Origin of the sequence: Nocardioides sp. (assembly GCF_030150155.1) — a bacterium.
Lineage (GTDB): Bacteria > Actinomycetota > Actinomycetes > Propionibacteriales > Nocardioidaceae > Nocardioides.
Window position 1 is genome coordinate 35,096 of record NZ_JASLGR010000060.1, and the last position, 21,303, is coordinate 56,398.

The 21,303-nt window shown below is 71.4% G+C and carries 19 protein-coding genes; 6 read left to right on the plus strand and 13 right to left on the minus strand.

Translation table 11 applies throughout. The annotated features are described in order from the left end of the window. Nucleotides 1-413: 413 nt before the first annotated feature. Together Q1V88_RS18285 and Q1V88_RS18290 are read right to left on the minus strand one after the other, a co-directional pair. Complete coding sequence (locus tag Q1V88_RS18285; RefSeq protein WP_300683140.1) at nt 414-1,406, minus strand: methyl-accepting chemotaxis protein; 993 nt, start codon at nt 1,404-1,406, stop codon at nt 414-416. Further along, nucleotides 1,403-1,945 (minus strand): PAS domain-containing protein, encoded by a 543-nt coding sequence (locus Q1V88_RS18290; RefSeq protein WP_300683141.1) that lies wholly within the window; start codon nt 1,943-1,945, stop codon nt 1,403-1,405. The genes Q1V88_RS18285 and Q1V88_RS18290 overlap by 4 nt, the downstream gene beginning before the upstream one ends. Before the next feature lie 130 nt (nt 1,946-2,075). On the opposite strand from Q1V88_RS18290, the gene Q1V88_RS18295 reads away from it, so the two are divergent. Beyond that, nucleotides 2,076-3,095, plus strand: coding sequence for a LacI family DNA-binding transcriptional regulator (locus Q1V88_RS18295; protein ID WP_300683143.1), 1,020 nt, complete (start codon nt 2,076-2,078; stop codon nt 3,093-3,095). Here Q1V88_RS18295 and Q1V88_RS18300 read toward each other — a convergent pair. Beyond that, nucleotides 3,086-3,823, minus strand: coding sequence for an HNH endonuclease family protein (locus Q1V88_RS18300; RefSeq protein WP_300683145.1), 738 nt, complete (start codon nt 3,821-3,823; stop codon nt 3,086-3,088). The two genes, Q1V88_RS18295 and Q1V88_RS18300, sit on opposite strands and share 10 nt — an antisense overlap. Before the next feature lie 145 nt (nt 3,824-3,968). On the opposite strand from Q1V88_RS18300, the gene Q1V88_RS18305 reads away from it, so the two are divergent. Genes Q1V88_RS18305 through Q1V88_RS18320 form a run of 4 tightly spaced genes read left to right on the plus strand, consistent with a single transcriptional unit; the run spans nt 3,969 to nt 8,579 of the window. Further along, nucleotides 3,969-6,062, plus strand: a complete 2,094-nt coding sequence (locus Q1V88_RS18305) for an MDR family MFS transporter (RefSeq protein WP_300683147.1) — start codon at nt 3,969-3,971, stop codon at nt 6,060-6,062. 54 nt (nt 6,063-6,116) lie between these two features. Beyond that, nucleotides 6,117-7,256 (plus strand): FtsX-like permease family protein, encoded by a 1,140-nt coding sequence (locus tag Q1V88_RS18310; RefSeq protein ID WP_300683149.1) that lies wholly within the window; start codon nt 6,117-6,119, stop codon nt 7,254-7,256. Next, the gene (locus Q1V88_RS18315) at nt 7,253-7,927 is read left to right on the plus strand and encodes an ABC transporter ATP-binding protein (RefSeq protein WP_300683151.1); all 675 of its coding nucleotides are present in this window, start codon (nt 7,253-7,255) and stop codon (nt 7,925-7,927) included. Before Q1V88_RS18310 ends, Q1V88_RS18315 begins: the two co-directional genes overlap by 4 nt. 40 nt (nt 7,928-7,967) lie before the next feature. After that, complete coding sequence (locus tag Q1V88_RS18320; protein ID WP_300683152.1) at nt 7,968-8,579, plus strand: TetR/AcrR family transcriptional regulator; 612 nt, start codon at nt 7,968-7,970, stop codon at nt 8,577-8,579. Between the two features lies 1 nt (nt 8,580). On the opposite strand, the gene Q1V88_RS18325 is transcribed toward Q1V88_RS18320, so the two are convergent. The 9 genes from Q1V88_RS18325 to Q1V88_RS18365 form a co-directional block, all read right to left on the minus strand. Further along, entirely contained in the window at nt 8,581-8,931 is a 351-nt protein-coding gene (locus Q1V88_RS18325; protein WP_300683153.1) for a DUF2200 domain-containing protein, read from the minus strand. A gap of 9 nt (nt 8,932-8,940) precedes the next feature. Continuing rightward, entirely contained in the window at nt 8,941-10,314 is a 1,374-nt protein-coding gene (locus tag Q1V88_RS18330) for an alanine racemase (RefSeq protein ID WP_300683154.1), read from the minus strand. An 83-nt stretch (nt 10,315-10,397) separates the two neighbouring features. After that, on the minus strand, nt 10,398-11,966 hold the full coding sequence (locus tag Q1V88_RS18335) for an FAD/NAD(P)-binding protein (RefSeq protein ID WP_300683155.1): 1,569 nt from the start codon (nt 11,964-11,966) through the stop codon (nt 10,398-10,400). Further along, a complete protein-coding gene (locus Q1V88_RS18340; RefSeq protein WP_300683156.1) occupies nt 11,963-12,988 on the minus strand; it encodes a pyridoxal-phosphate dependent enzyme in 1,026 nt (341 codons plus the stop codon). Before Q1V88_RS18340 ends, Q1V88_RS18335 begins: the two co-directional genes overlap by 4 nt. Before the next feature lie 73 nt (nt 12,989-13,061). Further along, the gene (locus Q1V88_RS18345; RefSeq protein WP_300683158.1) at nt 13,062-13,814 is read right to left on the minus strand and encodes an ABC transporter ATP-binding protein; all 753 of its coding nucleotides are present in this window, start codon (nt 13,812-13,814) and stop codon (nt 13,062-13,064) included. Further along, on the minus strand, nt 13,811-14,476 hold the full coding sequence (gene cbiQ, locus Q1V88_RS18350; RefSeq protein WP_300683160.1) for a cobalt ECF transporter T component CbiQ: 666 nt from the start codon (nt 14,474-14,476) through the stop codon (nt 13,811-13,813). The genes Q1V88_RS18345 and cbiQ overlap by 4 nt, the downstream gene beginning before the upstream one ends. Nucleotides 14,477-14,502: 26 nt before the next feature. Beyond that, on the minus strand, nt 14,503-14,829 hold the full coding sequence (locus Q1V88_RS18355) for a PDGLE domain-containing protein (protein WP_300683161.1): 327 nt from the start codon (nt 14,827-14,829) through the stop codon (nt 14,503-14,505). Next, on the minus strand, nt 14,826-15,512 hold the full coding sequence (locus tag Q1V88_RS18360; RefSeq protein ID WP_300683163.1) for an energy-coupling factor ABC transporter permease: 687 nt from the start codon (nt 15,510-15,512) through the stop codon (nt 14,826-14,828). The genes Q1V88_RS18355 and Q1V88_RS18360 overlap by 4 nt, the downstream gene beginning before the upstream one ends. Nucleotides 15,513-15,650: 138 nt before the next feature. Continuing rightward, complete coding sequence (locus Q1V88_RS18365; RefSeq protein WP_300683165.1) at nt 15,651-16,160, minus strand: transcriptional regulator; 510 nt, start codon at nt 16,158-16,160, stop codon at nt 15,651-15,653. A gap of 70 nt (nt 16,161-16,230) precedes the next feature. Between Q1V88_RS18365 and Q1V88_RS18370 the strand changes: the two genes are divergently transcribed. Further along, a complete protein-coding gene (locus Q1V88_RS18370) occupies nt 16,231-17,703 on the plus strand; it encodes an MFS transporter (protein ID WP_300683167.1) in 1,473 nt (490 codons plus the stop codon). Between the two features lie 58 nt (nt 17,704-17,761). Here the strand turns inward: Q1V88_RS18370 and Q1V88_RS18375 are convergent, their stop codons facing one another. Beyond that, nucleotides 17,762-21,301, minus strand: a complete 3,540-nt coding sequence (locus tag Q1V88_RS18375) for an SbcC/MukB-like Walker B domain-containing protein (RefSeq protein WP_300683168.1) — start codon at nt 21,299-21,301, stop codon at nt 17,762-17,764. Nucleotides 21,302-21,303: the final 2 nt, after the last annotated feature.

A 21,303-nucleotide genomic window follows, 5' to 3' on the forward strand; every position in this document is an offset into this window, starting at 1 on the left:
CGTGGCGAACCCGGAACTCGACCGTGGCGAACCCGGATCTCGGCGGTGGTGAACCCGGAAGTCGGCAATCGGCACGCGGTCGAGAGGAGGCTCAACCGCGTGCCGACCGGGAGGGGTGCACCGTGTGCGTGGCGTCGTTTCGGGAGTACGCCACGCACACGGGCCTGGTGATGACCCCGCCCCCGCTTGACTAGGGACGCGCGGCCGGGGTTCCTCATCGCGAGCAACTCTGACAGCGAGTGAATACCTGTGTGGGCAGTGTAGGCCGACCGCACCGCAGCACGGCCGGACGTTGCTACCGGGGTGCCAACTTTCAGCGCCTCGACCGATCCGCAGATCAGGCACCTTGACGCCGACGCCGACGCCGACGCCGACGCCCACACCCACCACCACGGCCGAAGCCGCAGCCGCGCTCAGTTGCTACGCAGCTCCTCGACGAACTGCCCGACCTCAGCACGCAGCAACGTCGCCATCTGCTCCAGCCCCTGCGCACCACCGAAGTCGATGCTCGCCGGACGACCGCTGACAGCGATTCCGACCGCCTCGACCATCGGCGCGATCTCCTGGACGTTGGAGGCCACGCCCTCGATCACGGTGGTGGTCTCGCGCGCCGAGGACTGGAGTGCGTCGACCTGGGCCGTGATCTGCTCGGTCGACTTCGCGGTCGAGTCGGCCAGCTGCTTGACCTCCGAGGCGACCACCGCGAAGCCGCGGCCTGCCTCACCGGCACGGGCGGCCTCGATGGTGGCGTTGAGGGCGAGCATCCGGGTCTGCGCGGCGATCCGGGAGATCATCCCGACCACGTCCTGGATCTCGCGGGCGGTGGTCTCCATCTGCTTGACCGTGGCCGAGGCCGACTCGGTCTTGCCCTCGGCGACGTGGGCGGCCTGGTTGAGGCTGGACGCTGTGGCACCGAGCTCGATCGAGGCCGAGGCCATCTGCTCGGCGACCGCCGCGACGGTCTGCTCCAGTCGGTCGGCCAGCGCGAGCCGACGCCGCGCCTGCTCCTCCAGCCCGGCGCTGACCTCGGCCATCGACGTCGAGGCCTGGTTGATCATCTCGGCGCCGTAGCGGAAGACACCCATCGTGCCGCGCAGCAGGAAGCGCCGGTAGTAGCGCCCGTCGCTGGCCGCCTCCAGCGAGGCCACCGACTCCCGGACGTAGGCGTCGGTGCGGTCGAGCAGCAGGTTGATCGCCGAGCGCATGGCCTGGACGTCGGCCATCTCCTCGGTGCCGGGGATGTTCATCGCGCGGGCCTCGAGGTCACCCTCGGCAGCGCGGCTCATCACCGCCAGCCAGTCCTGGATCGCCGAGCCGTACAGCGCGTCGTGCCCGCCGACCGCGTCGTCGGACGCCGCCCGGGCCAGCGGAGCGTTCGCGATCGTCGGCGCGTCGGTCTCGCTCATGCGTTGCTCTCATTCGTCAGTGCCCAGACGAACTCGTCGTACGTCGTCCCGAGCTGTGCCAGCTTGGCCTCCAGCAGTCGCAGACCTGCGGCCGCGGCCTCGTCGGCGTTGCTGTGCCGGGCCTCCTCGGCCAGCATCTCGCGGTAGATCGGCTCGATCTGGCGGACCGCCTCGGGGGCGGGCAGTCGCCGGTTGGAGTGGTAGCCGACCACGTTCGCGGTGGAGTCGTAGCTGGGCGTGATGTGGGCCAGCACCCAGTAGTGGGCGCCGTCGGCTGCGAGGTTGACGACGTACGCGAAGAGCTCGCGACGCTGCTGGAGCGTCGACCACATCAGGCGGAAGACGCCACGGGGCATCGACGGGTGCCGGATGATGTTGTGCGGCTGGCCCACGACGTCGCGCTCGACGAACGCCGAGACCCGGCAGAAGACGTCGTTGGCGTAGGTGATGCGTCCCTTGGTGTCGGTCTTGGTGACGATCACCTCGTCGACGCCGAACGTCCGCGCAAGTCCGGTCGGCCGGACGGCGGTTCTAGACACGTTGCTTCCCTCCTGTGGAGTGCGTACCTCCACACCCCTCCACCTCCGTCTTCGGCACCCGGTGGCAGAACTTGAGGAAGTCGGCGCGCATCCACAGGGTCCGACCACGCCCGTCGCTAGGCTGACCCTCGTGACCTCATCTCGGATCACCATCAAGGACGTCGCCAGGGCCGCCGGCGTCTCGGTCACCACCGTCTCGCACGCCCTCAACGGCAAGGGCGACGCCAGTGTCACGACGGCGGAGCGGGTGCGCGCGATCGCGACCGAGCTCGGCTACCGGCCGAGCAGCACGGCGCGGGCGCTGCAGCGCGGCGGGCTGGGCTCGATCGCGCTGGTCATCCCCCGCGACGAGAGCCACGAGATCTCCCGGGAGATCCTGGCGCTGGACTACTACATGGCGGTGGCGAGCTCCGCGGCTGCGGCCGCCTTCGCCGCCGAGCGTCCGCTGGTGCTGCCACCGCTGCTGCGCACCGCCGACGACTGGCGCCTGATCAACGCCGACGGGGTGATCCTGGTCGACCCCGAGGCCCAGGACCCGACGATCGACCTGCTCGCCGAGCTCAACACCCCGGTGGTGACGATCGAGCGCGACGAGGCCCGCCCCGACTGGGTGCACTACGTCGCCGGCGACAACGCCACCAACACCACGATGGTGCTCGACCACCTGCTGGCCCAGGGCGCTACCCGGATCGCGCTGCTGTCGACCGACTGGGCCCGCGCCTGGTCGACCGAGATCGATACGGCGTACGCCGACTGGTGCACGTCCCACGGCCTGCCGAACCTGCGCACTCCGGTCCCCGCCGAGCTCGCACACCGCGACGCCGCCCTGGTCACCGGCCAGCTGCTCGACTCCGCCACTCCGCCCGATGCGATCTACGCCCCTGCCGAGGGGTACGCCGGCGGCGTGCTGCGCGCCTGCCGCGACCGCGGTCTCCGGGTACCCGAGGACCTGCTCCTGGTCAGCGGCAACGACGGCCGCGCCACTCGGGAGAGCAACCCGCCGGTGACGGCGATCGACCTCGATCCGATCCGGCAGACCGAGGCGGCGGTGGCGATGCTGGTCGACCTGATCGACGGACGTCACCCCGAGGTCCCCGTGCGACTGTCGAGTCGGCTGCTGGTCCGGGAGAGCTCGACGCGTCAGCAGTAGCCGAGCATCTCCTCCAACGCCCGCCGCTCACTGGCGTCAACGCTCAGCGACCAGGTCGCCTTGATCGTGATCCACCGCTCGGCGTACACGCACTGGTAGGCCTTGCGGGGGCGCCAGGCGGCCGGGTCGCCGCTGCCCTTGCTGGCGTTGGTCGGGCCGTCCACGGCGAGCAGCACCGCCAGGTCGTTGGCGTAGGCCCGGCGACGCTCGGCGTCCCAGGTGTCGGCTCCGGACACCCAGGCCTCGGCCAGCGGCACGATGTGGTCGATCTGGACCGCCTGCGCCTGGCGTGGGTCCTTGAGGTCGCTGAGCACCACCCGCCGCTCGGTGTAGGGATCCACCCAGGTGCCCGCGAGCACGTCGTGGTCGCACCGGCCCTGGACGGCGACGGTGGTCGAGCCGGGCACCGCGTCACGCAGCAGCACGTCGTCGCGCTGGTTGCAGCCGTTGTGGTCCACGTCGGACCAGGCCGAGCCGAACTCGGCGCGTCTGTAGCCGGCCGAGGACGGCGTACGACGTGAGGCGAGGGCCAACCCCGCGAGCTGGTCGGCGGCGTCGGCCGCGAGCCCGGTGGAGGCGGCTCCCGGAATCGCCGTGGCCTGGTCGGCGGCCGAGCGCACCGCGTCCAGATCGTCGAGCGAGCACCCGCCGAGACCGCCCGCCAGCAGCACCCCGACCAGCACTCCGACCAGCGACCCGACCAGTCCCACTCCCCCACGCCACCGCACCCCAGAACCCTCGCAGAGGCCACCGACAGTTCCGGCGCCCGCCCTGCCCACGAGTGCAGAGAACACACGTCGCCAGCCCCATTCAGGGCCAACAGCGGGTTAGTGTGCGAAGACCGCAGGACCCCACCAGCAGGAGGTTCCACCGTTGAGCACCGCCACCCTCGACAGCGTCGCCGGCCCGGACGAGAACGCCAGGCCAGAGCTCAGCCCCGCCGCCCGCAACGCGGCCTTCGCCCTGATCGCCGGTGGCATGCTGCTGGCGGCCCTGGACGGAACGATCGTCTCCACCGCCCTGCCGACGATCGTCGGTGACCTCGGCGGGGCCTCCCACCTGTCCTGGGTGATCACCGCCTACATGCTCACCCAGACGATCGCGACCGCGCTGGGCGGCAAGCTGGGCGACATCTTCGGGCGCAAGACCCTCTTCCTGATCGCCATCGTCATCTTCGTCGGCGCCTCGGCCCTGGCCGGCGCGGCGACCTCGATGCCGTGGCTGATCGGCAGTCGGGCCCTCCAGGGCATCGGCGGCGGTGGCCTGACGGTGACGGCGACCGCCATGATCGCCGACATCATCCCGATGCGCTCGCGGGGCAAGTACCAGGGCGCGATGGGCGCGGTCTTCGGTGTCACCACGGTGATCGGACCCTTCCTCGGCGGCCTCTTCACCGACCACCTGTCGTGGCGCTGGGTGTTCTACATCAACGTCCCGATCGCTGCGGTGATCCTGATCCTCGCCGTCCGGCTGCTGCCCAGCACCAAGGGCGACGAGCGGCCGGTGATCGACTACCTGGGGATCGCGTTCATCTCCGCCGCAGCGACCCTGCTGATCCTGGCCACCACCTGGGGTGGCAGCGAGTACGCCTGGGGCTCGACGATGATCATCGGCCTCTTCGCCGCCGCCGTGGTGGTGATCGCGCTCTTCATCTGGGCCGAGTCGCGGGCGGCGAGCCCGATCCTGCCGCTGCGGCTGTTCCGGCAGAACGTCTTCACCGTGTGCTGCCTGCTGAGCTTCGTGGTCGGCTTCGCACTGATGGGCACGATGACGTACCTGCCGACGTTCCTGCAGTTCTGCCTCGGGGTCTCGGCGACCGGCTCGGGCGCCCGGACGCTGCCGATGGTGATCAGCCTGCTGATCGCCTCGGTGGTGGCGGGCAACGTGGTGAGCACCACCGGGCGCTACAAGATCTTCCCGATCATCGGCGGCGGCGTGATGGCCGTCGGCGCGTTCCTGCTCTCCCGCCTCGACGAAGGCTCCGGCTTCGTCGACACCTCGATCGCGATGTTCGTGCTCGGCATCGGGATCGGCCTGGCGATGCAGATCCTGGTGCTGGTGGTGCAGAGCTCGGTGCACTACCGCGATCTGGGCACCGCGACCAGCGCGGTCAGCTTCTTCCGCACGATGGGCAGCACGTTCGGCGCTGCGGTGATGGGCAGCGTGTACGCGAACTCGCTCAGCGACACCCTGCCTCCAGCCCTGACCAAGGCCCAGGTGAGCCCGTCGGCGGTCTCCACCCCCGAGGCGCTCGACGGCCTGCCCGCCGCTGCACAGCAGATCCTGCGGCACGCGTACGCCGACTCCTTCAGCCACGTCTTCGCCAGCGGGATACCGCTCGCGCTGCTGGCGCTCGTCCTGGCCCTGTTCCTCAAGCAGGTGCCGCTACGGGGCCTGGCCTCGCCGGCGGCGGCCGATGTCGGGCGCGGCTTCGGCATCCCCGATGCCCGCAGCAGCGGGGGGCAGCTGGAGGACCAGCTGATGCGGGTGCTGCACAGCACCCGGGCACGCGGGATCGTGGAGCGGATCCTGGCCGGGGACCAGATCGCGAGCGTGCCGCAGGTCTGGGCGTGCGCCGAGGTCGGGGTGCATCGATATCGGCACGGTGTCGACGTACGCCTGACGGAGGTCGCCCACCAGCACGCCGTGCCGCGCGAGGTGCTCCAGCCCGCGTTCGACGAGGCCGTCGGCGCCGGGCTGATCACCCAGTCCGACGAGGCGTACCAGCTCACTGCGGCAGGCAAGGAGTCGATGCGTCAGCTGATCGGGGCGATCCACGCCAGCCTGGTGCACGAGGTCGAGCAGCAGTACGACACCACCCTCGATGCCGATGAGCGCACCGAGTTCGGCCGGATCGCGTGGCGACTCCTGGTCGGGAGCCCGACCCTGGAGCCGGTCGGACGTCACCGACGCGACCCGCACGTGCCCGCGACCGAGCAGGGTGCGTCAGCTCCCGACTTGGAATAGCCGACACCATGTCGGTATCTTTGCCGACATGGTGTCGATTAACTGGGGACGGCAGTGAAGCCGTCCTTCCTCGCCGCCCGCGAGCTCTCGTTCGCGCGCGGCCGGTTCGCATTGATGGGCGCTGTCGTCGCCCTCATCTCGGTCCTGATGGTGCTGCTCAGCGGCCTGTCCGAGGGCCTGGTCAACGACGGTGTCTCCGGCCTCAAGCGGCTCGACGTCACCTCGATGGCATTCCAAGCCGACGTCCAGGAGAGCTCGGCGTACTCCCGCAGCACCGTCGGCCCCGACGCCGTCACCGCCTGGCAGAAGCAGCCCGGCGTGGCCGAGGCGACGCCGTTCGGCAACACCCTGGTCAACGGGCGGACGAACAACGGGGTCGAGGTCGACCTCGCGCTCTTCGGTGTCGAGCTGCACTCCTTCCTCGACCCGAGTGTCGCCGAGGGCCAGCCGCTGAGCGGCAACGACCAGATCGTGATCTCCCCCACCGCCGTCGAGGCCGGGGTGAAGCTCGGCGACACCGTCACCCTCGAACCCAGCGGCCTGGCCCTGAAGGTGGTCGGCGTGCTCGGTAGCCAGTCCACCTTCGGACACGTCGACGTCGGCTACATCTCCTTGCACAGCTGGCAAGACGCCAAGGCCGGCGTCCGCAGTGGCGACACCGTCGCTCCCCGGGTGTACCAGGAGTTCACCTCCGTCGCGGTCAAGGCCGACAAGGGCGCATCCGTCGACCTGGCCGCCGGTGACAAGGCCGCGCACACCACCTCGATGACCCTGAAGAAGTCCTTCGGCGCCTCCCCCGGGTTCACCGCCGAGACCAGCACCCTGACCCTGATCCAGGCGTTCCTGTACGCCATCTCCGCACTCGTCGTGGGCGCCTTCTTCACCGTCCTCACCATCCAGCGCAAGGGCGAGATCGCCGTGCTCCGGGCCCTCGGCGCCAGCACCGGCTACGTGCTGCGCGACAGCCTGCTGCAGTCCTTCGCCCTGCTGCTGGCCTCGACCGCGATCGGGATCGGGATCGGCGTCGGGCTCGGCGCCCTGCTGAGCACCACCCCGATGCCGTTCGCCCTGGCCGCGGGCCCCGTGCTCGCCGCCGCCATCCTGCTGATCGTGCTGGGCATGCTCGGCGCCGCCGCGGCGGTGGTGCGCATCACCCGGGTCGACCCGCTCACCGCCCTGGGAGGAAGCCGATGACCGCCGCACTCACCTTCACCGATGTCTGCCTCAGCCTGGGCGACGGCGACGAGACCGTCACCGCCCTCGACCACGTCTCGCTGAGCGTCGCGCCGGGCGAGCTGGTCGGCATCGTCGGCCCGTCGGGATCGGGCAAGTCCAGCCTGCTCGCCGTCGCCGGTGCCCTGACCACGCCGACCTCGGGTGCGGTGCGGCTCGGTGAGACCGACCTGCTGGCCGCCTCGCCCCGCCAGCGCACGACGATCCGCCGCGACCGGGTCGGCTTCGTCTTCCAGAGCACCAATCTGATCCCGTCGCTGACCGCGGCCGACCAGATCCGGCTGCCGGCGACGTTCAGCCGCGGCGCCGACCGGCGCGACCCGCTCACCCTGCTGGCCGAGGTCGGGATGGAGCACAAGGCCGACCGGCGCCCGCACCAGCTCTCCGGCGGCGAGCGTCAGCGGATCGGCATCGCCCGGGCGCTGGCCAGCCACCCCGAGCTGCTGCTGGTCGACGAGCCCACCGCGGCGCTGGACCGCCAGCGCAGCCAGGAGGTCGTCGGACTGCTGGCCGCCGAGGCACACCAGCACGGCGTGGCCACCATCATGGTCACCCACGACCACGAGGTGCTGCACCACTGCGACCGGGTCTATGAGATGGTCGACGGGCGGCTGAGCCTCTTCGAGGCCTGACCGATCCGATTACCCGACCCACCAGAGCGAGAGGAGCGCCATGCCGCGCATCGCCGCCGACACGGTGGCCGAGCACCACGCCCAGCAACGCCGGGCGCTCCTCTCGGCCGTCCGCGAGCTGATCGTCGAGACCGGGGCGATCCCGTCGATGTCGGCGGTCGGACGCCGCGCCGGGCTGGCCCGGACCAGCCTCTACCAGTACGTCGAGAGCGCCGACGACCTCGTCCGTGCGGTGCTCGCAGAGGTGCTGCCGGAGTGGAGCGGCTACGTGGCCGATGCGGTCGCCGCGGCCCCCACCCCGGCCGAGCAGGTCTGGGCCTACGTCCGCGCCAACGTGGAGCTGATGGGCAGCCCCGAGCAGACGGTGACGAACATCGTGATGCGGGCCGTCGACCCCGCCGTGCTCCAGGGCGCCGTCTCGGAGTTCCACGTTCACCTGCAGATCCCCTTGCGCTCCGCGCTCGCCGACTTCGGGGAGCCCGAGGTCGACGCGATGGCCGCCATGATCGATTCGATGATCGTTCAGGCCTCGCGCGGCACGGACCCCGCGCCCGGGGCGGCCGAGGGCCCGGGCAGCCACGTCCACTCCAACGAGGAGCTGGTGCTGGGGCGACTGCGCCGGATCCTCGGGGGCTATCTGGGGCTGGCCTGAGTCAGGCCGCTGGTCCGCGCAGGACCTTCTCCATCGCCTTGCCCCGGGCCAGCTCCTCGACGAGCTTGTCGAGGTACCTGATCCGCCGCATCAGCGGGTCCTCGACGTTCTCTACCCGGACACCGCACACGACGCCCGTGATCTGGTCGGCGTACGGCGTCAGGTGGGCGGCGGCGAAGAACTCCTCGAAGGTGGTCTCGGCGGCCAGGTGGGCGTGCAGCTCCTCGCTGGAGAAGCCGGTCAGCCAGCAGATCACCTGGTCGAGCTCGGCCTCGGTGCGGCCTTTGGAGGTGACCTTGCGGACGTAGTGCGGGTAGACCGAGGCAACCGAGGTGGTGAAGATCCTGCTCACCCCAGGAGCCTAGCCAGACCTCGGGTGAGCGCGGCCGGGGTCGTCGATCCGGTCCAGACGCCAGCCCGTCGCCGTCCGAGGGTCACGGACCAGATTGCGGGCCAACGGCAGCTGGTGGGAGGCGCTCTCCAGGATGTGCATCAGGTAGCCGCCGGTGTTCGGAAAGACCGCCAGATCGCCCACCGCCACGCCGTCGGGGAAGGAGAGACGCCGACGCAGGATCAGCTCCTCCTCGATGCAGTAGGCGCCGACGACGAAGGCCGTGGTCGGCGGACCCGGTACGCCGCTGACGCGCGGCCGCACCCACCGCGGATCGACCAGGAAGTCAGCCGAGGTGGAGCGCACCTGGGTTCGGTTCATCTCCAGGCCCACCAGCCCAATCCCGTCGCTGGTCTGCTTGCGGAACGCCACCCGCGCCACCGTCATCCCGCAGCCGTCCACGACGGCCCGGCCCGGCTCGCAGTGCAGTCGCAGCCCGCGACGGTTCAGCATCTGCGCGACGGTGCCACCGTCGGAGCCAGGGGCGGTCAGTATCCGCCCCAGCCACCCTGCCCGGACTTCGGCCTGCCAGTACGGGTACACCGCGGGCGAAGGCCGTGGCGCGGCGGGATCGACCAGGCCGAGCCGATCCCCACGCCAGGTGAGGTCGTCGCCGGCGGCCACACCCTCCCAGAACGCCCGCCACTGGGACGGGTCGTCGAGGTAGCGCATCGGTACGCCGCCGCCCATGTCGATGTACGCGACGTCGATGTTCCGCGCTCGCAGGGCGTCGACCATCCCGCAGGCCTGTCGCAGCGCCTCGGCCCGCTCGTCGGGGCTGTAGCCGTTGAGGTGGAAGTGCACGCCCTCGATCCTGAGCCCGCCGGCCGCGAGCTCGGTGTCGAGCAGGGCCAGCCAGGCCGCCGGGGTGAGCCCGAAGCGGGTCGGCGCGATGCCCTCGGCCACCACCGCTAGCCGCAACGCGACGCGTGCGACCCGGCCCTCGTCGCGGGCGATGCCGACCGCCGTTGCCGCCTCGTCAGCGTTGTCCAGACTGAGCGGTACGTCGGCACGGATCGCCCGACGCGCCAGCGCCTCGCTCTTCACCGCCGCCGAGACGATCAGATCCCGCGCGGCCATCCCGGCGTCGAGACACTGGTCCAGCTCCGCGAAGGAGGCGACGTCGATACCGAGGCCTGCCGCGCGGGCGGCCTCGACCAGGCCGAACGTCTTGTTCGCCTTGCGGGCCACGAAGACGCGTGCCTCAACGCCGTGTGCCGCTGCTGCGTCGACGAGCTCGGCCGCGTTGCGGGCCAGTGGGGTGAAGTCGTGCAGGTTCAACGCCGAGCCGTGCTCGGCCACCAGCGCAGCCAGCGCATCGGGCGCCGCCAGAACCTCCTCCATCCAGGGCTCGGTGCGCCCCCGCAGCGGCGCCACCCCGGCGCACCGAACCTGGGCGCCGGACCCGCTCCTCGGGTCGGGCATGGTCATGGCGTCACCGCCAGCACGGGATCGCTGGTGCCGTTACCGGACCGGTCGGACGACACCGTCGCCGCGACCCGAGCCGCCCATCGGTCCGCGTCGCGGTGCAGCGTGCGGCTGAGGGTGTCGTGCCCGATCACGGGGTCCTCGGTCGGCCGCCCCAGTGCCGCCAGGCCCTCACCCGCCACACCGTCGGCACCGACGCACAGGCCCGCGGGTGTGGTGAACACTCCGCGTTCGCCGGGGCGGACCGTCACCAGGCCACGGTCCAGGAGGCCCTGCCACAGCGCATCGTGGGCCGGTGGAAGCGGGGCCTCCACATCCCACGGCCGGGCGGCGGTCAGGATCCCGGGGCCGATGGTGACGGCATCGACCTGGGAAGGTCGCCCGTCGGTCACCAGATCGAGCATCCCAGCGTCACGGAGCGCCAGGAGACGACGTACCGAGATGGCCGGCGGGCCGAAGGACCACCGTTCCAACCGAGCTGCCCTCGCCCGGAACCGCTCCCACGTCGCACGGTGTCGAGGCGCACGCTCCAGGCTCGCGACGACGTCGGCGTAGCCGTAGGACCAGGCCCGCCCCAGCCACCACGCCGGATCGTCGTCGACCTGCCCTGAGGCGCGCGCGAGGTCGTCGGCCCAGCGCTGCCACGGGTCTGCGGGGCCCCCGTCGTCGTCGAGCACAGCGATCGCTGCCGCCGGATCAAGTCGCCGCCCCGCCAGGTCGGCGGCGGCGCAGGCCGCATCGATGAGCACCTGCCACCACTCATCGTCAGGGTCGGAGCCGGCGCCCAGGGCAGCAGTGTGGGCACGCACGGCGGCAGCGGCCGCATCGTCGCGTACCAGGGGCTTCGGCGCCAACAACGCACCCGATCGAGAGACCCACACCATCGACTCCGGCTCGGTACCGGAGCGGTGATAGGTCAGCCCGCTGCGCGTCGCCGGGGTCGTCGTCCAGACACCGCCACGTCCCGCGGTGAGGTCGAAGGCGACGTCCATCGCGGTCAAGGCAGCACCGCGCACCGTCACCACCTGGCCGGCGGTGCGCGTCGACACCGCCCGATGGTCGATCCCGATCCCACCGGCGTGCCCTGTGCAGAGCAGCACCTCAGGGGCGATCAGGTCCCCGGCCGAGGTCGTCACGGTCCAGTCGTCTCCGGTCCGTTCGATGCCGTCGGCACGGGCACGGTGGTGCCGCAGCTGCAGCCGTGGCGAGGCTGTCAGCTGGCGCCAGGCCCAGGCCAGGTAGCGGCCGATCACCGCCCGCGGCGGATAGCCGGCCGACTGTTCCCCTTCGCGGCGAGCCCACTCGGCGTAGGAGCACGCCACCGCTGCCCCACGGAGATCGAGCAGCCCGGCATCGACGTTGAGCCGCCTATGGTCGGGTTGGCCGGTCTCCCAGACGGCACCGGGGCCCGGCGAGCCGGGCTCAACCACCGCGACCCGCGGTCGGCGCAGCACCCCCGGGTGGGTGTCCGGTCCGCCCTGCTGGCCGACGAGCGCATCGTCGAGGGCGACCAGCGCCATCAAGGCCCGCGGTCCCCCGCCGACCACGACCAGATCGGCGCGGCTCACCACCCCACCGCCCGGGGCGTCGGCTCGTCGATGTCAGACCCTCCGCTCGAGCGCCCGAGCGCCCGTTCAGGATCAGCAATCTCGCGGAGCACCCAGTCGTCGTCGTAGAGCGTGTCGAGATACGGCATCCCTCCGTCGTGGACCAGCATCGCGACCAGGCGGTCGGGGCCCAGCCGGGGCAGGTCGGCCTCGATGGCGGCGATCACGGCGCCGGTGGACGCTCCGGCCAGCAACCCCTCGCGGCGGGCCAGAGCACGCGCGCCGCGCACCATGTCGGCCTCGTCGATGCGGCGGACGTCGTCGGGGTGAGCCCGGCGGGCGTGGGCTGACTCCACGCCGGCGCCGACCCCGGGAAGCGTGCGCTCGCCCGGCGTGCCCCCGAAGAGCGCTGAGCCGACCGCATCGACAGCCACCAACCGGGTCCCCCACCCGTGCGCGGCGAGCGCGTCCTGGCATCCCAGCAGGGTGCCGGCGGTGCTGGTGGCGACGTAGAGATCGGTCGGCACCCGACCGAGCTGCGCGACGAGCTCGGGCAGCGTGGTCTTGGCGTGTGCGGCAGGATTGTCGGGATTGGCGTACTGATCGATCTCGACCGCCTCGGGGATCTGGCGCACGAGGGTCGCCACGCGAGCGATCCGTGCCGCCAGCCGGTTGCCGCCCACGGGCGGTGCAACCACGTCGATCCGGGCGCCGAAGGCCTCCATGCTGCGCCGCGTGGCGACGTTGGTGAGTTCGTCGACGACTGCGATCAGCGCGAACCCACGCACCGTGCACTGCCGGGCCAGGCCGACGCCGAGGTTTCCTGACGTCGAGGCGACCACCACCGCACCGGGCCGCAACCGCCCCGAGGCAACCAGTCCGTCGAGCATGGATGCTGCCGAGCGTTCCTTGATGCTGCCCGAGAGCTGGAGGTTCTCCAGCTTCGCCCACACCTGCGGCGCGGGAGGCTCCCAGAGTCGGTCGAGCCGGATCAGCGGCGTGGTGAGGACCCCGTCGTGGACGGGAGTATCGAACTGAGGCACGTGCACTCCTCGGTGTCGCCAGGACAGGCCTCTGTCAGCGTAACCACGGGCCCTCAGGCCGAAACGGCCTCACTCACGCCCTGTCGCGCAGGCTCCGGGGGTCGAAGCCGAACGGCAACTCAAGCCGGTGGGCGGCCATCGTGGCGTCGTCGGTGAGCACGTCGTACGTCGATCCGTCGGCGACGATCACGCCGTCGGAGAGCACCACCGAGCGCTCACAGAGCTCCAGGGCGTAGGGCAGGTCGTGGGTGACCATCAGCACGGTGACGTCCAGGGAGCGCAGGATGTCGGCCAGCTCGCGGCGCGAGGCGGGGTCGAGGTTCGACGACGGCTCGTCGAGCACCAGGATCTCCGGCTCCATCGCCAGCACCGTCGCGACCGCGACACGGCGCCGCTGGCCGAAGCTCAGGTGGTGCGGCGGCCGGTCGGCGAAGTCGGCCATCCCGACCTTGTCCAGGGCCTCCATCACGCGGCGGTCGAGCTCAGCACCCTTCATCCCGAGGTTGGCCGGGCCGAAGGCGACGTCCTCGCGCACCCGCGGCATGAAGAGCTGGTCGTCGGGGTCCTGGAAGACGATCCCGACGCGGCGCCGGATCTCGGCGAGGTTCCTCTTCTCCACGGCCAGCCCGGAGACGGCGACCGAGCCGGCTCCGGCGGCGAGGATGCCGTTGAGGTGCAGCACGAGCGTGGTCTTGCCCGCACCGTTGGGCCCGAGCAGCGCGACCCGCTCACCGGCATGGACGTGCAGGTTGACGCCGTACAGCGCCTGATGGCCGTCGGGGTAGGCGTAGGCCAGGCCCTGCACGTCGAGGACGGGGACGCTCATGGGAGCCTTCCGGTGTAGCCGCGCGAGAGCATCGCCAGGTGGACCCGCTCGCCGCGCTCGTAGGAGCGGATGAAGAGTGCGCCGGCCGACGTGGCCAGCACAGGCCAGTGTCGCGGATTGCGCGCCACGAAGCCACGTGAGGCCAGCGCGATCTGCTGGCGCCGGAACTCCTCGACCACCACCTCGAGGTAGCGCAGCATGAAGCTCATGATCTGCACCATCGTGTTCGGCAGCCGCAGCCGGGCCAGTCCGCGGAGCAGGTCGGGCGCCTCCGTGGTCGCGGCCAGGCAGATCCCGGCGACGACGCCGAGCGTGGCCTTGACCAGCAGCGTCCAGGCCGCCGTGAGCCCGGACTCGCTGACGGTGAGGCCGAGGAACTCCGTCGTGGGGCCCTGGGCGATGAACGGCATCAGCAGCGCGAAGACGACGAACGGGACCTCCACCACCATCCGCTTGAGCACATAGCCCAGCGGGAGCCGGGCGAGCACGACCAGTCCGAGCAGGACGACCGCCTCGACGACGTACGCCGGCCACCACCGGCTCGGGGTGGCGACCACGATCAGCACGAACCCGAGCAGCCCCAGCACCTTGTGGTGCGCCTGCATCCGGTGCAGGGGTGAGTGCCCGTGGAAGTGCAGGGCGTGTGCGTGACCGGCGCCCATCTCAGCGCACCCTCTCGGCGCTCACGTCAGGCGGCGGCGTTGCTGCGGGCGCGGCGACGCACCACGAAGGTCACGCCGCTGGCCAGCGCCAGGGTGACCAGGACGCCGATGATGCCGGCCAGGCCACCGGACAGGCGCGCGTTGTCGACACCCTTGACGCCGTAGTCGGCCAGCGGGCTGCCGTCGCTGGCGTGGGTGCCGGCGGAGTCGGCGAAGCCGGTGGTGGAGGCGACGTGCTCCAGGCCGTCGGGGCTGCCCGAGGCGTAGTAGGAGACGACGCCCGCGATCACCAGGGCGACCACGAAGAGGGCGAGGTAGAAGCGGCGGTCACGCCGCAGGGCGGTCCAGCTCATACGTTGGCTCCTGCGGTCCTGACGGTGAGGGTGCGCTCGCCCAGCACCGGGCGGGCGGCGTAGACGAGGTCGGGGCGGGTGGCGATCACCGAGCTGATCACCAGGCCGGTGATCAGCGCCTCGCCGACCCCGATCAGGCAGTGCCAGCCGACCATCGCGGCCACGACCTTGCCGGTGGCGATGTCGGCGACGCTGCCGACGGAGAAGAGCAGGCTGAAGGCGAGCGCCGCCATCGGCACCGAGACCAGGGCTCCGATCGCGGCGGCCAGCGGGATCGACGAGGGCCGCTTGGGCAGCAGCGTCCTGACGCCGACCAGGACGACCCAGCCGACACCGACGCCGACCAGACCCATCAGGGTGATGTTGGTGCCGAGTGCGGTCAGTCCGCCGTCGGCGAAGAGCAGCCCCTGGACCAGCAGCACGCAGGCGATCACCAGGATGCCCGTCCACGGTCCGACCAGGGCCGCGGCCAGAGCGCCGCCGAGCAGGTGTCCGCTGGTGCCGGCCCCGACCGGGAAGTTCACCATCTGGGTCGCGAAGACGAAGGCGGCGACGAGGCCGGCCAGCGGGGCGGTCCGCTCGTCGAGCTCCTTGCGGGCGCCACGCAGCGCCAGGCCCACCCCTGCCACGGCCACCACTCCGGTGGCCACCGAGGTCGGCGCGTTGAAGAATCCGTCGGGCACGTGCACCCTGCTCGCCTCCCAGGCGTTATTGCGATCAGATCGCAATAGACTCTAGTGGGCAGCAAACGACCTGTCACCCTCGATCAGGTGAACAACGCGCTCAGGAACGCACCGCCGCCGCGACGGTGGCACCCAGACTCAGTCCTCGCTCGGCTCCGGCCCCTCGATCGCGATCATCAGCACCCGCAGATCCCGCGCCAGTGACGCGAGCAGGGCCGGGTCGACGTCACCGTAGATCGCCGCCTCGGCCTCCTGCATCGCCCGCGCCAGGCGGTCGAACCGTTCCCGACCAGCCTCGGTGATCTCGACGTTGACCTGCCGTCGGTCCTGGAGGCCGAAGGTGCGACGCACGGATCCAGCCTCCTCCATCTTCGCGATCCGCTGCGTGATCGCCCCCGAGGTCACCTGGGCGATGTCCTGGAGGACCGCGATGCCGAGAGTGCCGTCGTTCCGGATCAGCCCCGAGAGCAGCGGGATCTCCCAGAACTCCAGTCCCTGCGGGGCGAGCCGGCGGCGGGTCTCGGTCTCGACCCGGTGCGCGAGTCGGCGCAGCCGGATGTGCACCGCCGCCGCGTCGACCACGTCGTCGCGGTAGCTCCGCACGTGGTCGAGGATCGGGTCGACCCGGTCGCGCTGAACATCGCCCACAGGGGTCCGCCTTTCATTTATCTTAGTGCTGTTGTTACTTTAGCCCTCAAATAGTTTGGAAGGCTTCTCGATGACATCATCTCCGCCTGCGGCCAGCGCCGCAGCACCCGCCCCGACCGGCGCCACCCCGGGCACCTCGACCGGCACCTCGACCGGCCCCTCCCCGGACCGCGCTGCCGCCACCATCGGACTGGCGATCCTGGGCATCTTCGTCACCTACGTGCCGATCACCTCGGTCAGCGCCGCGCTGGCCACCATCGGAGCCTCGACCCACGCCGGCACCTCGGGCCTGCAGTGGGTCTCGGACGCGTACGTCATCCCGATGGCGGCCGCCGTACTCTCCGCAGGGGTCTTCGGCGATCTCTACGGTCGCCGCAAGGTCTACCTGCTCGGCATGGTGCTGACCGTCCTCGGCGGCCTCGTGTCGGGCGTCCTCGGCGGTCTGGACGACGCCAACGCCTTGCACTGGCTGTGGACCGGGCAGGCGGCCGCCGGCATCGGCGCCGGCCTGCTGATCCCCACCACCCTGGCCCTGATCGCCCAGGCGGTGCCGGACCTGCGCGCCCGCGGGAAGTACATCGGGCTGTGGTCCACCGGCCTCACCGGCGGCCTCGCACTCGGCCCGATCGTGTCGGGCACCGTGCTGCGCGGGGTCGACTGGCCGTGGATCTTCGCGTTCCCGACCCTGCTGGCCCTCCTCGCCGCCCTCGGCGCGGCCCGACTGCTGCCCGAGTCCGCACCGGTCGCCGGCCGCTCCCTGGACTGGACCGGCCAGCTCACCGCCACCGTCGCCATCGCCGCCCTGATCTTCGGCATCATCGAGGGCAGCGCCGTCGGGTGGACCTCGGCCCGCGCGATCATCGGCCTCGTCCTCGGCGCCCTGTCGCTGATCGCGTTCCTGGTCGCCGAGGCCCGCTCGGCCTCACCGCTGATGGACCTCAGCCTGTTCCGGTCGGTGGCGTTCTCGGCGGCCAACTTCGCCGGCATGATGGCGATGTTCTCGGTCGTGGGCGGGATGTTCCTGCTCAGCCTCTACCTCGGCACCGTGCAGCACCTCGACACCCTCGAGATCGGTGTCCGGCTCCTGTTCGGCACCGGCGTGAGCGCCGTGATCGGGCCGATCGTGGCCCGCCTGATCCACCGCCACACCCCGGTCCCCGTGCTCACCGCCGGCCTGGCGATCTGCGCGATCGGGATGCTCGCGCTCAGCTTCGTCGACGACGGCTCTGGCCTCTGGAGCGTCGGCTGGCGGCTGGCGATCTTCGGCGTCGGCACCGCGATGATGCTGAGCTCGGTGACCGTCGCCGCGATCGGCTCCGCGCCGCTGCACCACGCCGGGATGGCCGCAGCGACCAACACCGCGATCCGTCAGACCGGCAGCGCGCTCGGCCCGGCGATCCTCGGTGCGGTGTACGCCGGCCGGCTCGGCTCCGGGGCCACCCCCGCCGACGCGTTCGGCTCCGCGATGCTCACCAACGTCGTGCTGCTGGTGGTGGCGGCCGTGGTCTGCCTGATCGCGAGCCGCCGGGTGCGCCGCTCCTGAGTGCCCCTCGACACCTCACCCCACCCGGAGACCCCCGGTGGGGTGAGGTGTCCCCGCGTCAGCGGGAGGCGTCGGTGATCGGTGTGATCCAGGACTGGTGCGTGCTGGCGTTCTTCGTGATCGCCAGCAGGTCGTCCATGTGCGGCTCCAGGCCGGTGACCTTGTCCAGCGGTACGCCGATGATGAGCTGGAAGCCCAGCCCGCGCCAGGCCTGCACCGCTCGGCCTGCGAACTCCGAGTCGGCCTTCACGAAGCCCTCGTCGAGGAAGACCGGGGCGAAGCGCGGCCGCGAGCGCATCTCGTCCCCGAGCCGGAACCGCAGCGCCGAGCCGACGATGAACGCCACCAGCTCCTGGGACTCACCACCGGACTTCTCCCCCAGCGTCCGGTAGGTGGCACGCAGCTCGCCGGTGAGGAAGTCGTAGCGCTCCGCGCTGATCTCCACGTGCCGACGTACGTCGAGCAGACGGTCACGATCGGACGGTCCGGCCGCAGCGTCACCGTTCTGCGAGGGACGCCGCAGCTGTTTCATGAACCGGCTCAGCTGGGTGAACCGCTCCTCCAGGGCCGCCTCGTCCAGCTCGGCAGTGCCACCACGCGACAGTGCCCGCAGGTCGCGAAGGAAGACCTGCACGTGCGCCGGGGCGAGTCGGCGCAGCCGGATCCGCAGCCGGTCGCCCGAGGAGCCGAACTCCAGTCGCCGCAGGATCGCGTTGATCGGCTCGAGCCGGTCCTCGATCTCCTCGATCGAGGCCGCCATCGCACTGACCAGCGGGACCAGGTCCTGGCCGCTCCACTCGGTGAGGCGACGCCGCCACTCCGAACGGCGGGCGGCCAGCCCGGTCGCCTTAATCTCCTCGAGGATCCGGGCGTAGTCGGCGTACGACTCCGCCCCGGAGCCGAGGTTGGGCGAGTCCCACTGCAGCTTGTAGACCCTGAAGATCCCCGCGAGCTCGTCGTCGACCCTGCTGATCTCGGACTCGGCCTCGCCGACCGCGCCACGCAGCCGGTCGGCCAGACGCTGGGAGTTCTCGTTGAACCGGTCGAGGTCCTCGGGGTCGGCCGGCGCCGCCGCGGCAGCGAACTCGGCGCTCAGCGCCGCGTCCTGCTCGGGGCTCAGCACCAGCTTGCCCGAGCGCTCCATCGCGTCCAGGCGGTCCTTGACCACGTCCTCGGAGTCGACCAGCTCGGCGTGGGCGTTGTTCAGCTCACGCTGACGCCGGTCCAGCTCGAAGCGCTGCTTGCGGGCGTCGTCGAGACGCACCGTGAGCTCGCGGATCTGCTCCTCCAGCACCTGCAGCTGGTCGTCGGAGTCGAGGATCTCGCCCCGGCGCCGCTCCAGGTCGGCGATCCGCTGGTCCGAGCCCGCCACGTCGACGTCGTCGAACCGGGCGGTCGCGACGGCGTCGTACGCCGTGCGCAGCCGGTCGACCACACTGGAGCGCCGGTCGATCTCGGCCAGGGCCGCGTCGATGCCGAGCAGCTGCTCCTCGATCGCGGCCAGCTCGGTGTCGATCTCGGCCAGCGCCTCCTCGTTGGAGAAGCCGATGATGTTGCGCAGCTCGTTGCGGCCGTGGGCGCCACGGCGACCGTTACGGGTCTGACCCGACAGCGTCACCCGGAAGCCCTCACCGGCCAGCCCGGCGGCGTCCTCGACACAGAGCGCGTTGCGGCCCGGGTCGGTGACGTGCTCGGCCACCCAGCCGGCGAACGGCGTCTCCTTGATCACCAGCTTGCCGGCGATGGTCTCGGGGTCCTGGACCCCCAGGCCGGGCAGGTCCAGCTCGGCGCCCTCGAAGACCAGACGGCTGCGCAGGTGCAGGCCGTCGATGGCGGCGGAGAACTCCTCGAGCCGGTCCAGCGGCACCAGCATCATCCGGGCCGAGGCGCCCAGCACCGTCTCCACCGCGATCCGCCAGCGCGACTCGTCGGGGGCGATGTCGATCAGCTCGGCCACGTACGGCAGCTCCTCGACGGTCAGTCCGCTGGCCGCGGCGACCTCGGCACGCAGCTCGTGCATCCGCGAGGGCATCCGGCCCGCGCGCGACTCCAGGGAGTCCCGCTCCGCGCGCAGCTCGGCCTGGCGCTGCTTGGCCGGGACCAGGGTGTCGCGGACCTGGTCGCGCTCGGCGGACAGGGCGGCACGGGTCTCGGCCCACTCGCCCAGCCAGCGCCGGGCGCGGCCCTGGAGCTCGGCGAACTCCCCGGCCGAGCTCATCACGGTCTCGACGTCGACGCCGTCGTCGCCCTCGGCATGGGCCGCGGCGTCGATCAGCGGCAGCAGCCGTTCGGTCAAGGCCGTACGCCGACCCGCACGGTCCTCGCGAACCACCGCCTCCTGCTCGAGCGCCAGGGCCAGCGACTGCAACGTGGAGCCACCGGCGGCACGGTGAGCGTCCTTGGCCGCCTCCAGGTCGCCCAGCAGGGCGGCCTCGGCCGCGGTGGTGGCCGCCAGCGCGTCGGCGGTGGCCTTGCGGTCATCGCGGTTGCCGGTGACGGCACCGGCGAGCAGCCGCAGGTGGGCCTTGAGCAGCCACAGCCGCAGCGGGGTGTTACCCCCGGCGGTGACCCCGAACGCGTCGAACTCCCCCAGCCGGCGCTGGGCGGTGATCTTGCGCTCCTGGAGGTCGGTGATCGGCTCCAGCAGGTCGAGCTTGGCCTCCTCGGTCCGCATCGCGGAGTAGGCCGAGTCGAGGTCATCGAAGTGGGCGACAGCCCGGTCGGCGGCCGCGTACGTCGCGGGCCGCTCCAGCACCATCTCCTTGTAGAGCTCATCGACACTGCGGACCTGGTTGCCGGCCTGGATCCGGGCCAGCAGGCGCAGTGCCTTGGCGCCGTCACCGTTGGCGCCGATCCCGAGCCGAGCATGCAGCACCGCGGAGAACTCCGCGTACGTGCGGTGCACCCGCAGGCCCGGGTAGAGCTTCTTCAGGGTGTTGGCGTGGAACCGGTCGGCGACGGCCACCTCGAGGCTGTCCAGGGCGAGCGCCCCCTCGTGGGTCGCCAGCTGCATCTGGACGTCGGCCGAGCGCGAGGCCCGGCGCGGGACGTAGTAGGTCCGCACCGCGGTGAACCGGCCGCCCTGGTCGTTGACGAACGTCATCGCCACCGCGCCCCAGGTGTCGGTGCCCTTGCCGCGCAGCAGCTTCTCCACCGGACGCCCGGTCTTCGGGTCGTCGATCACGTCGACGGCACCGCGCAGGTAGCTCAGCAGGTTGCGCTGGCCGGCACTGCGGGCACGCCCGGCGACAGCGTCGTTGGAGGCGCCGTTGAACTTGGTGTCCGAGGGCATCATCAGGGCGGTGTAGGCGTCGAGGATGGTCGACTTCCCCACCCCGGAGGCGCCGGAGATCATGGTCGCGTCGCCACGCAGCGGCACGGTGGTGAGCCCGGAGAAGCCGCCCCAGTTCACCAGCTGCAGCAGCGCGGCACGCCACTGCATGGTGTCGTCGGCCGGGGTCTCGACCACGGCGGCCTCGAAGAGCCCATCACCGGCCTCGACCTCGGGCTCGGCCCCGAGCTCGTCGAGGACGTCGATGTCCTCGGGCACCTCGGCGCTCTCCAGCACCGCGGGCTCACGCACGTCGTCGGTGGTCATCC

Coding starts and splice junctions, on each gene's coding strand:
- Q1V88_RS18285 (WP_300683140.1), bottom strand. CDS start 1,406: ATGAGCGAGACCGACGCGCCGACGATCGCGAACGCTCCGCTGGCCCGG.
- Q1V88_RS18315 (WP_300683151.1), top strand. CDS start 7,253: ATGACCGCCGCACTCACCTTCACCGATGTCTGCCTCAGCCTGGGCGAC.
- Q1V88_RS18320 (WP_300683152.1), top strand. CDS start 7,968: ATGCCGCGCATCGCCGCCGACACGGTGGCCGAGCACCACGCCCAGCAA.
- Q1V88_RS18330 (WP_300683154.1), bottom strand. CDS start 10,314: ATGGAGGAGGTTCTGGCGGCGCCCGATGCGCTGGCTGCGCTGGTGGCC.
- Q1V88_RS18345 (WP_300683158.1), bottom strand. CDS start 13,814: ATGAGCGTCCCCGTCCTCGACGTGCAGGGCCTGGCCTACGCCTACCCC.
- cbiQ (WP_300683160.1), bottom strand. CDS start 14,476: ATGGGCGCCGGTCACGCACACGCCCTGCACTTCCACGGGCACTCACCC.
- Q1V88_RS18355 (WP_300683161.1), bottom strand. CDS start 14,829: ATGAGCTGGACCGCCCTGCGGCGTGACCGCCGCTTCTACCTCGCCCTC.
- Q1V88_RS18370 (WP_300683167.1), top strand. CDS start 16,231: ATGACATCATCTCCGCCTGCGGCCAGCGCCGCAGCACCCGCCCCGACC.
- Q1V88_RS18375 (WP_300683168.1), bottom strand. CDS start 21,301: ATGACCACCGACGACGTGCGTGAGCCCGCGGTGCTGGAGAGCGCCGAG.